Below are 12,728 nucleotides of genomic sequence, written 5' to 3' on the forward strand. Positions count from 1 at the left end.
GGGAGAGTATGTCGCCGCCTTCTTTTAAACCCTTATCCTCTATTGGATAAGGGTTTTTTTATGCCATATAGCTTCCTACTTTATCTAGATAAATAATATATAAGCATATATATGGACCACAGCTTTAAGTGCACCAAGTAGTGCTGATTATAAATTATATAGTCCAATATTTTTTTTAAATTGTTTTTATAAACAATACGGCTTGCTTTTATTACAAAATAACCAAGGCTGTACAGGTAATTATCTTTATCAATTTCAAAGTGTTTTAAATTTGTCGATTTGTGGTTATATGATATAGAAAATGTAGCCTTTCTATCTTAACTATAACCTACACTATCTATTATGCATATTTGTAAAGGTTCAAACCTTCTAGAGTCCTCCGAAAGATTTAAAATAATTTGGACGATCGGGAATATGTGGCTCTTATAAATAGTAAAAGTTTTTACAAATGTTTAAACCTAATTATTAATGTGTGGCTTTCACTGAATGAAATAAAATGGTTTTTAATAGTTATCTTGAAATAAAGTGCAGCAGTAAAGCTTATTTCAAAACAATTATCTCACTATTACAAATGTTTGTCATCAACGGTTCATTCTAAATCATATAGTTACCGTCAATTTCCATTAAAAAGCCCTGTAGAGTTGTTCGTTTAATAGATATTTCCAAGAATGGTACAAATTTTGGTTGGATGCTTTTTAAGGATGCTTGTACGAAATAGGTCCTTCTTTTTGATGAGATAAAATCTGACTTTATTTCTCTTTAGCTTCAAAGTATAAATGATCTTAATAACAAGGGATGCAAAATTACAATAGTTGGTTGTGATGGTCATGGAGTATTGCTCTATATCTTTAAAGATATTCTTGTCCACAGGTTTCCTGTTCATCTGGTTGTAATTCTTCGACCTATAGGTTCAAAAGTCATAAAACGGATACCATTTTTGACTTAAAAGAACCAGTAACTGTGATTAAGTACACCTATTAGAAGTCGCTTGAAGTAGAATTATATCTATGGTTTGATAAATGGAAAGTGTTTACAGATGAAAGAATTTCCAAATATAATACAAGTAAATGTTATTACATACATAGATGTTAGCGCATGGTTCACTGAAGCCTAAAAATAAATATAATTTGGTTATTTGCTTGAACGACAACTATTATATAGAAATACCTAATACTATAAACATGGTAGAAGGTCATTTATTTGATAACAAACACAGGCTTAAAAACTTTTCTGGGCCAACAAAACGGAGAAAAATAAATCGCGCAAATGAGTTTTCTTAAGCATGGATCATTTCCCGTAGAGGTTGGACGTCGCCAATGCCAACTTCCCTTTATTGCTAGATGTACGAAGATAAAAATATAATTGATGCTAAATCAGTATTGAACAAAATGTAAAGTCACCTTTTGTTAACTTGAAAATAATAGCTAAAAACAGCAACTGTTTTGTCTTTTACATCAAAAACTATTATGAAGGCCAAGTTTGTAATTCGCATATGCATAAGACGTTGAATTTTTTTAGTATACTTGAAGAAATAGAGCATAAAGCGATATTTAATTTATACGGTCGGGAAAAAGGAAAATATATTTTATAGTTAAAATGGAAGCTTTTCCAGCGTAATTTTTGTAATTATGGGTTATTTTGTGGTTTTTATTGCTACAATTTAAACAATATATTCGATTATTTACAAATGAATCTCTTGATCAGTGCTGGCACTTACTCTATCTTAAGATTTGTATGTGATGCTTGAAACAAACGTTTGTTCAATTAGGTCATTTGGTACCAGTTATGTTGGGTACTAGTTATAGCTATGCTGCAATGGTTTGCTTTGTGGTATCGCCAAGGGTTCATGATCACCTTTCCAACCATCGACACTTAAAGGTCATTCATCGACACTAAATATAGGTTTGATCTCTTTACTTAACAATTCAAGAAATAAATTAATATATTTATTTTTGCTAAAAGGTAAAAAAATTGAATAATTCAAAGCTAAAAATATTTCTTATTGAGGATGACACTATAGAAGTTATGAAATTGAAAAGGGCCATCAAGAAGCTCCAATTAACTCATGAACTTATTGAAGCTAAAGATGGAGAAGAAGCATTATCCTTCTTAAGGGATAGTGGCGTTCTACCAGACATTATCTTCTTGGATCTCAATATGCCTAAAATTAACGGTATTGATTTTTTAAAAATTATAAAATACGATGATGTTTTAAAATACATACCTATAGTTATTTTAACTACTTCTAATAACCGTAAAGATGTTCTGACTTGTTATCAAACAGGAATTGCGGGTTATATAATTAAGCCCTTAAAATATGAGCATTATGTGAATAAAATTGCTTCAGCTTTGGAATACTGGAGTATGAACGAACTAATAAAAGCATAGCAAGAGGGCAGTCCCTTAACTTTTTATTGGTATATTATTTTCAATCTTACTATTAAATGGCATAGGTTTATATTAGTAATCAGGATTTTTCTCTTAAAATACATATCCTCAATAGAACCTATAAGTCACTTGAAGTAATAATCATCAGCCTACGCTACATATAAATATATAGGTTCTGTGTTTACCTATTTTCTTCTAATAATAGAGCCTCTTTTGAAACGCAGTTAATTTGCCGTTTGGCACTTTTTAATCAAGTTTTAGATTCTATAGCATTGCTTCTTTGATATAGGACAAATCCTATGCAATCCTGCATATAATTTATGTAAACTTGGGACTTTACAAATACACTGCTGTAAAAAAGATGTGTTGCGCAATTATTAAAACAGAACAGGCCAGTAAAGCCTGTTATTGTTTTTGAAAAGGTCAACGGGCTTTAATTTTTGAGCAACTTCATGAAAAAGTGACTACCTTAGAGGATAATAGTAAAGAAAGGCTAGTAAAGTAGAACTTAATACAGCTGCTTATGAATGATGAAAAAGCCAAATTATATGAAAGGGCATTAGCCCTAGAAAAGGCTGCTCGAAAGGAAGCTGAACACACACTGGATGAAAAGTTGATAGAGCTCTACACTAAAACTAAAGAGTTAGAAGTTTCCAAGGAAAAGTTAGAAGAATTATTACAAACTAAAACTTCAGAACTTAAAGGACTTTTTGAGAACCTTGTAGATGCTTATGTGTTGATAGATCTCACAGGCAATGTTCTTAAAATGAACGATGCGGCCGAAATTTTATTAGGGTATGGATCGCATGAAAAATTAAATCTTTTGGATTTAGTTATTCCAGGAGAACGCTTAAAGGTAATAACTAGTTTTAAACAGCTCTATGAAGAAGGTTTTATAACAGACTTTCATGTAAAAATAGCTATTGCAGATGATTCTATACGTTTGGTTCATATCAATGCAAGTATCATTTACAATTCTAAATATCAACCTATTGCGGCACAAGGAATAGTAAGAGACATTACAGACGAAAAAGCTGCGGAGCAGCAGCTTTTAGATACTCAGAATCGATTAAATACGCTTATACGTAACTTAGAAATAGGAGTTCTTTTAGAAGATGAAAATCGCAATGTCGTGGTTACTAATAAACGTTTCTGTAACTTTTTCAATATACCTCATGCTCCTGTAGATATGATAGGTCAAAATTGTTCCAATGATGCAGAATTATGCAAAGGACTATTTCAAGATCCTGTATTATTTACAGAAAGAATAAATGAAATTATTAGTAATAAAAAGCAAGTTTTATCTGATGAGCTTGTTTTAAAAGATGGGTCTGCTTTAGAGAGGGATTTTATTCCTATCTATGAAGATGGCGTTTACAAAGGCCATCTGTGGACGTATAGGGATATTACTTTAAGAAGAAAATATAATGAAGCTATAGAGGCAGAAGGACAAAAGTACAGCAGTATTATTGCTAACATGAATTTGGGACTTATCGAGGTAGATACGAATGATAAAATCACGATGGTGAATCAAAGATTTGAGGAAATGTCCGGTTACTCTAAAGAGGAATTGATTGGTGAAAAAGGGCATGAAGTTTTACTAGATGAAGATAATAAGGCCGTTCTTTTACAAGAAAACGATAAACGAGCTAAAGGAGACTCAAGTTCTTACGAACTAAAGGTGCGGGACAGAGATGGGCAGAGTAAATACTGGCTTACAAGTGGTGCGCCTAATTACAGTATTACAGGACAGCTCATAGGTTCTATAGGTATTCATCTTGATATTACTAAAATTAAAAATCTAGAAGCACAAAAACAAAGGTTGCTTTATAAATTAGAGAAAAGCAATAACGAACTTCAAGAATACGCACATGTAGTTTCACATGATTTAAAATCTCCATTACTCAGTATAAATGCCTTAGTTACTTGGATAAAAGAGGATAATAAAGGCGCATTATCTGAAAACACCTTATCTCATTTTACTATGATTGATGAGACGTTAGAAAAAATGGAGCAACTTATTTCTAATTTATTAGAATATTCAAGTATTGTAAATGATCATGATGTTTCCAGAGACGTAAATTTGAATAGGGTAATGGATGATATTGTAACGCTGCTGCACTTTCCAGATCACCTGATGTTTACGATAGTAAAACGGTTACCCACCATAAAAGTGGATCGAGTTAAAATTCAGCAATTATTTCAAAATTTGATTAGTAATGCTATCAATTATTGCAATGAAGAAAATAGTTATATTGAAATTGATTATGAAGATGGGGTCAAAGAGTATACTTTTTCTGTAAAAGACAACGGAATAGGTATCAATAAGGAGTACCATCAGAAAATTTTCCAAATATTTCAAACACTTCATAAAAGACAGGAGTCCACAGGGATAGGACTTTCTATTGTAAAAAAAATAGTGGATTTGTACAATGGTCGCATTTGGTTAGAAAGTATTCCTGGTAAAGGAACGACTTTCTTCTTTACTATAGAAAAATAAAAATATGAGAACAGTACAATTACAAAAGAAAGCGGCTGGTGATTGGGAATGTTTAGGTGATCAGTATATTTTAAAGGAGCCATTAGTACTCATTTTTGGGAATCGTTTCTTACTAGAAGATGAAATGAATTATGAGGAATTAAGAACGCGCTTTCCTGATGGTCACCTAGTATTTGGATCTTCTTGTGGCGAGTTAGTCGGCAGCTCTGTAAATCATGAGCATATTACAGTTACGGCTATTGAATTTGAACGCACTACTTTTGAAGTAAAAGCTTTTAATATAAAGGATAGTAAAGGCGATAGTGAAATAGCTGGTAGAGAGGTTGTTAAAAAATTAAACCCTTCAGGACTCAAACATATTTTTGTAATCTCAGAAGGAAGTTTTGTAAATGGATCTGCTCTCACTAAAGGAATGCAAGAAGCGTTGCCTAAAATCATGATAACTGGTAGTTTATGTGGAGATGATGCACGTTTTGAAAAAACATTAGCCTCCTATAATAAGGCTCCTAAACAAGGAGAAATTGTTGTTATCGGTTTTTATGGTGATACTTTTGAAGCTTCTTTTTCTATATATGGCGGTTGGACACCTTTCGGTCCGGAAAGATTAGTCACAAAAGCTGAGGAAAATATTCTTTATGAAATTGATGGTAAGCCAGCACTCGATTTATACAAAAAATATTTAGGTGATAAAGCAATGGATTTACCAGGGTCTGCGCTCATATATCCATTAAATATAAAAAGTCAAGAGAATCAACAATCATTTGTGCGCACGATATTAAATATAGATGAAGAAAAAAACACCATGATTCTCGCAGGAGATGTTCCTCTTAATTCTTCTGTACAGTTGATGATGACTAACATGAATAATATCGCAGCAGCGTCTGAAACGGCTGCTATTCGAGCCATGCAAGGAAGGGATAAAGCGCCGCAACTTGCTTTATTAGTCAGTTGTATAGGTCGTAAATTAGTATTGAATCAACGGGTTGAAGAAGAGATAGAAGAAGTGCGCGGTATCATAGGTGACGATGTCATCATAAGCGGTATGTATTCTTATGGCGAGATAGCTCCTTTTTATGGGGAACGCAGTTGTAAATTACATAATCAAACCATGGCCATAACGTTAATAAGTGAATAGATGAATCCGCTTTTAAAAAGACAAATTAGTAAATACCTTCCTGCTGACCTTAAAGGACGACAAGATTTAGAGATTTTTTTAAAATCTGTTGAAGATTCTTATGATAATTTAGATGATCAATTTAAAATGACTCAACGAGCTATGAAAATAAGCTCTGATGAATTATTTGAAGCAAACAAATTGCTGAGGGAAGAAACGGAACTGCAACGCAATTTATTAACGAAGTTACAAACGGTTATTAATACAATTCAGCCTTTTGAAAACACGGGAGAGCAGAAAAATATTTTTGAAAACCTAGAAGGAAAGAAGCTTGCAGATTATATAAATGAACAAGCTGGACAACTTATAAAGGTTAATAAAAATCAAGAAAAATTACTTACAGAACTGGCACTTCAGAATCAAGAGTTAAATGACTACGCGCATATCGTCTCGCATGATCTAAAATCCCCATTAAGAAGTATTGAGGCCTTGATGAGTTGGTTAATAGAAGAACATCGGTATACACTTGATAAAGAAGGAAAGGCATATTGTGAATTAATCGTTTTTCACATAGAAAAGATGGATGCACTTATATCTGGAATTTTAGAATATTCCTCAATTGGCAAGGAAATAAGAGTAGAACGGGAGCTTAATTTAGAAGTTTTAGTGAAAGAAACGATAGAATTACTTAACGTGCCAGATCACATACACATAAAAATACACCAGTTACCCATAATAGAAGTGGACCGATTTAAGTGGCAACAAATTTTTCAAAACCTGATTGTCAATGCTATAAACAGTATCGATAAACAAGAGGGCTTTATAGATATTATTTCAAGGGATCTGGATACTAAAATTCAATTTGAAATTAAGGATAATGGGAAGGGAATTGATTCGGCTTATTTTGAAAAAATATTTCAAATATTTCAGAAGTTAGAAAATGATTCTAAAAATACGGGTATAGGATTATCAATCGTAAAGAAAATCATCACTTCTTACCAAGGTGAGATCTGGCTAGATAGTGAACTAGGAAAAGGGTCCTCATTTTATTTTACCCTACCTAAAACAAATTAAAATGGAAGAACCGAATTTAGATTATATTAATGAACTTGGTTTTGGAGATAAGGTGTTTATAAATAGACTCATCGCTGTAATTAAGGAAGAATTGCCTCAGGAAATAGAACTTTACAATAAGAACTTTAATAGTTCTGCTTTTGTAAAAGCCGCTGAAAGTGTGCATAAATTAAAGCACAAACTGGGGATAATGGGCATGGTTGATGGTTATAATACGGCAATTGCATATGAAGAGGAGCTAAAAATGGGTGGAAGTTCGCTTAAAAGTGAATTTGATATCCTACTTGAACACTGTAATCGTTTCATAAATGAGTTATAATATGTAAATTGCTGGAACACAAAATTTAAAATTTTGAATTGTATTATAATTGATGATGAAGTAACCGCCAGAGCAATAGTATCCCATTTGTGCAGCCAGGTAGATAGTTTAGATGTTATTGAAGAATTTCCCAACGCTATAAGCGCTATGAAATTCCTTAATAGAAACGATATAGACCTCATCTTTTTAGACCTCCACATGCCAGATTATAGTGGCTTTGATTTTATAGAAACACTTAAGAACCCTCCTAGAATAATTTTAACTACCTCTGATAAGAATTTTGCTATTGAAGCTTTTGGCTATGATTGTATCGTAGATTATTTGCTCAAGCCTATTACTTTTCCAAGGTTCTTAAAATCGGTACAGAAAGCACAAAATGAAAAGGTGGTATCAAATCCTGAGGCGCCAATTTCTTCAAAACCCAATACGAACGAATCTTTTTCTCCTATGGAAAAAGAGATGTACGTGAATATAGATCGAAGACTAGTGAAAATTGAATTTGAAGATATTTATTTGATTGAAGCAAAAGGCGATTACATCCTTATAAAGACAGAGAAGAAAAATTATACTGTTCATTCTACACTTAAGAAAATAGAAGAGAAACTTCCTGATGTGCTCTTTTTAAAAGTACACCGATCCTATATCATCAATATAAATAAAATAATTGACATCGAAGATAACAGCGTTCTAATTGCAAAGAATGTGATACCAATTAGCAGGTCCAATAGACCAGAATTGATGAGGAGGCTTAACTTGTTGTAAGTGAGTTATAAGACTGACCAAACGCAAAAGCGCAACAAAAAAGTGCCGAATCCTTTTCTGAATGTATCGAAGAGTTTTGAGAACCCTTCTGCATATGAAGGTTCAAAGAACTTTAAGCTATTATTTTTTTAAAGTTTATTGAATTTACGAGAAGTTTAGAAGAGGTCTTTTCCACCTAGTTTTGTAGCACTTATCTTTATAAAATTCTTCCCTACGAGTTAAAAATTAAAAGGCGGTATTCGCAAATGGATTTCCACATAATAGGAAAGGTCTAATGCCACAGGATCTTTTTTTTCAGGAGTTCTAGAATATTTTCCTGCTAAGAAATGAGTTGGTCATTTTGAATACAACACCGTGTTATGGTGTTAAAAATCAAATAGCTTTCCTTTAGTAACTTGTAATCTTAATGTAAAACCTACCTCCGTAAATTCGAACCCAGATGCAGTTGCACTGGCTATGTTGCTGTACTTACCATAAGCGCTTGCTTGCCATCTTGGAGAGATGCTGTAAATCAACTTCCCTTCAGCCCTTAGTAAGGTAGTGGCATCATCTTTTTCTACAAATTGATATCCAATAGCAACATTGGAGCCGTAAGTCCATTTCCCTTTGTTGCCATTTAAATCCAGAAAAGCTTCGGCAGCTTGGTAAATACTTGGACTAAAATACTGACTTGGGACTTGTTCTGTATAACTTAAATACTGGTAGTTCAATCCTGCTTTTAGAGCTGGTGCTTTTGTAAACGTATAATAAAGAGAGGTGAAAATAAGGTTTCTAGAATTCTTATCTGTTTGCCCTGTATGCATTAAACCGGTATACCATCCCAGATTAAAGCTTGTCCCCATATTGTAATGAATCATGTAGTTGTTCATGAATATCTTCTCATCGATAAGTGCAGCGTTAAAATTTTGTAATTCACGACGGTATCCTATCTCTAAGTTTTGTAACGCGTAAGGTCTTGTTTTTATAAATATAGAACCGTTGACATCTGTATAGCTATTCACGTCTGCAGTTGCTTTTGTAAAACCTATGGTATTTTCTATCCAAGTATTATTTTTGATTCTGTACTTCGTACCTATAGAAACATTGGTATTATTAGCCATATTTCCTAAAGTTATGTTTTCTGTAGTTCTATAAGAGTAATTGAAGCTGGCAGTAAAACGATCAGAGAAAGGAATCGTAGCGTTTACACTTGCCCCATATGCTTGATTATCACCATTATCTTTTGTGTAAGCTCCAGTGGTTTGAATAGCAGGACTTAGCGCCTTATCTAGGGCAGTTAGTAAAGCTTTTGCATCTTTTTGTTCTGGATAAAAGACCAGTGTTTTTTGAGCATAAATGTAAGCTTTACCTAAATTTCCCTGACCGCGATAGGCATTTGCAATTCCTAAATTTCCGTTGAATGATGTACTGTCCTTATCTAAAATACTCTTGTAGTAATCGATACCTCTAGATATCTGTCCCGTATACATATACATAGAAGCACTTAAGGCATCTATTCTATTAGAAGTGCCCAGTTGAGTAGTTAACGATTCAATAGCTATTTTTGCGGTTCTGTATTTTCCATTCCATATAAGCGCTTGAATGTAACGTTCTTGAGCAGTCATAATTTTAAGAGAATCTGTTTTTGCTAGAGCAGTTGCTTCTTGAGCTAATTTCAGTGCTTTTTTATTTCTGCTCTTAAGATGAGCAACAAGTGATAGACCTACAAGACCGCTTACACGATCTTCTAATTCACAGTAGATGGCATTTGCTTTAGTAAAATCAGCGGTATTAATATAAATATTTGCGAGTAAAATTTTAGAATCGGCATCATTTGGAAAGTCAATTAGGTTTTCTTCAAGTAGTTGAATAGCAGTTGCATATTCTTGTTGGGATATGTATTGAGATGCCGTACCTAATTTCATGTATTTTTTTGAAACCATTGCGTTTTTGTTACCAGGCTGTATTTTTAGCGCTGTATCTACATATTGCAATGCCTTTTTATATTTCTCTAAGTTAGAAAGTGTGTTTGCATATCCCAAAATTGCGGGAAAACTGGTGCTGTCTTTTTTTACAAGACCTTGATACATTTCTTTTGCCTCATTAAATTCTTTGTTCCATAATAATGACTCGGCATAGTTCAATAGGATTTCAAAATCAGCTGGGTAAGCCGTCTTTAGATCTATAAATATTTTTTTTGCTTCTTCGGTATGACCGTTAAGTCCTAAAGCACGACCATAGCAAAGCCTAGCGGTTTTATGAGTTGGGTGGTTTATAAGTATGTTGTGAAAGAAGGTTTGCGCTTCTATATACTTACCGCTTTCTAGAAACTGGAATCCATCTGTCATATCTTGGCCATAACAGATCGTGCTAACTAATAAGATGAATAAGAGACCGAGTTTTTTCATGGCTGGTTTATTTACAGATGCAAGTTATCACTACGTACATTCGTTTTAATCTGTGGCTATTTGCAATTGATCTATACATTCCGTCGTTTGAAAGATATTTGATTTAGGTCAACAGCGATTTGCATACCGATGCACTACAAAAAGTGTTTTTTCAATAAGGTATAAGGGCTCTATATGTCAGTTGTTTATGCCGCTTTCGCGAAAGCAAAACTAGTACAGTTCTTTAAAAAAATCTTTAAAAGTTGCTTTCATACCATTCATCTACAGCATATTTCATCTCGTCGAAATACTCCAAACTTCTTTTCTATTCATCTCATATTTGTAGTAGAACTAAAAACAGTAGTTATGGATTTTACATATATAAAGAATAGAAACGTTCTGAAAATTGTATACAATCGCAGAATTATTTCAAAGAGTTATAAAATGGTTGTCGTTTACAGAAGAGTAAAAAAGCAAGTTATACAGTTAGTGACGTCCTAAATATAACGCTATGTTAGTTCTTGCTCAAAAAATAAAAAAGATATTTACTCCAGAGCAGCTTTTTATGATCAGTGCTTTTTTAGTAAATGTAGGAAACTATGTTTACAATTTATTATTAGGTCGTTACTTGGGTCCATCCCAATTTGCAGATGCTGCGATATTGATTACTTTGCTTCTTGTACTTTCATTTATAGCAATGACATTTCAATTTACGGTAACTAAGTTTACGGTAGAATTCCCATTGGATCAGAGGAACATATTACTAACAAAAATCTATGCTTATGCCATAAGTACAGGACTCGTTTTAGGAATGTGTACGGTGTTTTTTGCAGGTAATTTAAAGACTATTTTTCAAACAGAGTCTTCAGGAATGTTTATAGCATTTGGAATGGCGATACCACTGTATTTTATAATGAGTGTGAATCGTGGTATTCTTCAAGGAGAAAGTGATTTTATCAGTTTGTCGATCACTTATCAAGCTGAAATGCTGTGCCGCTTATTTTTTACATTTACTCTTTTAATTTTGTTTGATGTGTCTTCAGAATATGCGGTATCTATTGCGATAGGTGTTTCTTTTATAGCGGGACTTTTCCCGATGAAAAGACGTCCTGCTGCCAAATATTTAACTCTTGAAATTTCTAAAAGACAACAAAAGAAAATCATACTTTTCTTTTTCCTTACTGCTTGTTACGAGTTGACACAAATAATATGCAACAACAGCGATATATTGTTAGTAAAGCACTATTTCCCTTCCTACGATGCAGGATTGTATGCATCTCTTGCTCTTATAGGTAGGGCGGTTTATTTTGTAACTTGGATGTTTGTGATGTTATTATTACCTGAAGTACTTCAAAATCGTAAAGAAGGAAAAAATCCTATTCCCGTATTAAAAAAGTATATAGGGTACATTACACTTCTTTCATTTGTCATTGTGAGCTTTACATTTGTCTTTCCTGAAATTGCGGTGCACCTGCTTTTTGGAACGCCGTATATCAGTATTTCTTCATTACTAGGTTGGTACGCTTTAGCCACCTCGTTTTTTGCATTAGCTAATGTTTTTGCTTATTACTTTCTTTCCTTAGATCATTATATACCTATTGTCATAACTGCCCTTTTTGGAACACTCCAAGTAGTGTTTATAATGTCATTTCATGACAGTCTTTTAGAGGTGGTTATGGTTCAGGTATATGTTATGGCAGGATTGCTTGTGGTTCAAATTTCATATTTCGCATATAATCAGCTCCTCATTAAAAACTAATAATCGTCTTTTAGCTATGATTCATCCGTACATAATGTTGATTGGTCGTAATTTCTCAAAATAATATAAAGTATTGAACATATTTGTAGTGCCAATTAAGGTTAGTAATTCTAAAATAAATATTATGGCATTACAAATTGAAGACAGAGAAGGCGTAATTTGTTTTAAAGGGGAAGTTTGTAGTTCACATATTCAAGAGGTGTTGACCTTGGTTAGCATGCTCGTCGCAATTGATCATAAAGTAATACTCAATTTGTGCGGTTTGGAAAAAGGAAAGGATATTTTAATAGCAGGATTGAAAAATATTAAAAAAAACCTTGCCGATGATAATAAGCTTTCATTTTTTAGTTCCAATGATGAAAATGTACTTCTGTTATTTCAGCAAATCAACAATCCAAATGATATAACTAAGCTCGTTGCTTAATTTTCACCATCAAATTTTAATA

The 12,728-nt window shown here is 33.1% G+C and carries 9 protein-coding genes; 8 read left to right on the forward strand and 1 reads right to left on the reverse strand.

Annotated elements, in window-relative coordinates:
• Window positions 1-1,971: 1,971 nt before the first annotated feature.
• The 6 genes from ACJAT0_RS04155 to ACJAT0_RS04180 all read left to right on the forward strand — a co-directional run bounded on the left by ACJAT0_RS04155 (window position 1,972) and on the right by ACJAT0_RS04180 (window position 8,157).
• Window positions 1,972-2,388, forward strand: coding sequence for a response regulator (locus ACJAT0_RS04155; protein WP_415180650.1), 417 nt, complete (start codon window positions 1,972-1,974; stop codon window positions 2,386-2,388).
• Window positions 2,389-2,911: 523 nt separating this feature from the next.
• Window positions 2,912-4,888 carry a PAS domain S-box protein gene (locus ACJAT0_RS04160; protein WP_415180651.1) on the forward strand — a complete coding sequence of 659 codons (1,977 nt, stop codon included), beginning with the start codon at window positions 2,912-2,914 and terminating at the stop codon, window positions 4,886-4,888.
• A gap of 4 nt (window positions 4,889-4,892) precedes the next feature.
• On the forward strand, window positions 4,893-6,023 hold the full coding sequence (locus ACJAT0_RS04165) for an FIST signal transduction protein (RefSeq protein ID WP_415180652.1): 1,131 nt from the start codon (window positions 4,893-4,895) through the stop codon (window positions 6,021-6,023).
• Window positions 6,024-7,076 (forward strand): sensor histidine kinase, encoded by a 1,053-nt coding sequence (locus ACJAT0_RS04170; RefSeq protein ID WP_415180653.1) that lies wholly within the window; start codon window positions 6,024-6,026, stop codon window positions 7,074-7,076.
• A gap of 1 nt (window position 7,077) precedes the next feature.
• Entirely contained in the window at window positions 7,078-7,395 is a 318-nt protein-coding gene (locus ACJAT0_RS04175) for an Hpt domain-containing protein (RefSeq protein ID WP_415180654.1), read from the forward strand.
• Window positions 7,396-7,428: 33 nt separating this feature from the next.
• Complete coding sequence (locus ACJAT0_RS04180) at window positions 7,429-8,157, forward strand: LytR/AlgR family response regulator transcription factor (RefSeq protein ID WP_415180655.1); 729 nt, start codon at window positions 7,429-7,431, stop codon at window positions 8,155-8,157.
• A gap of 365 nt (window positions 8,158-8,522) precedes the next feature.
• Here the strand turns inward: ACJAT0_RS04180 and ACJAT0_RS04185 are convergent, their stop codons facing one another.
• Window positions 8,523-10,544 (reverse strand): tetratricopeptide repeat protein, encoded by a 2,022-nt coding sequence (locus ACJAT0_RS04185; RefSeq protein WP_415180656.1) that lies wholly within the window; start codon window positions 10,542-10,544, stop codon window positions 8,523-8,525.
• A 490-nt stretch (window positions 10,545-11,034) separates the two neighbouring features.
• On the opposite strand from ACJAT0_RS04185, the gene ACJAT0_RS04190 reads away from it, so the two are divergent.
• Window positions 11,035-12,282: a sugar isomerase gene (locus tag ACJAT0_RS04190; RefSeq protein ID WP_415180657.1), complete on the forward strand. Its 1,248-nt coding sequence runs from the start codon at window positions 11,035-11,037 to the stop codon at window positions 12,280-12,282.
• A gap of 124 nt (window positions 12,283-12,406) precedes the next feature.
• Window positions 12,407-12,706: a hypothetical protein gene (locus ACJAT0_RS04195; protein ID WP_374003533.1), complete on the forward strand. Its 300-nt coding sequence runs from the start codon at window positions 12,407-12,409 to the stop codon at window positions 12,704-12,706.
• Window positions 12,707-12,728: the final 22 nt, after the last annotated feature.

It is taken from the genome of Nonlabens sp., from assembly GCF_047636915.1.
In the GTDB taxonomy this organism is placed as follows: Bacteria; Bacteroidota; Bacteroidia; order Flavobacteriales; family Flavobacteriaceae; genus Nonlabens.

Coding starts and splice junctions, on each gene's coding strand:
- ACJAT0_RS04160 (WP_415180651.1), top strand. CDS start 2,912: ATGAATGATGAAAAAGCCAAATTATATGAAAGGGCATTAGCCCTAGAA.
- ACJAT0_RS04165 (WP_415180652.1), top strand. CDS start 4,893: ATGAGAACAGTACAATTACAAAAGAAAGCGGCTGGTGATTGGGAATGT.
- ACJAT0_RS04170 (WP_415180653.1), top strand. CDS start 6,024: ATGAATCCGCTTTTAAAAAGACAAATTAGTAAATACCTTCCTGCTGAC.
- ACJAT0_RS04175 (WP_415180654.1), top strand. CDS start 7,078: ATGGAAGAACCGAATTTAGATTATATTAATGAACTTGGTTTTGGAGAT.
- ACJAT0_RS04185 (WP_415180656.1), bottom strand. CDS start 10,544: ATGAAAAAACTCGGTCTCTTATTCATCTTATTAGTTAGCACGATCTGT.
- ACJAT0_RS04190 (WP_415180657.1), top strand. CDS start 11,035: ATGTTAGTTCTTGCTCAAAAAATAAAAAAGATATTTACTCCAGAGCAG.
- ACJAT0_RS04195 (WP_374003533.1), top strand. CDS start 12,407: ATGGCATTACAAATTGAAGACAGAGAAGGCGTAATTTGTTTTAAAGGG.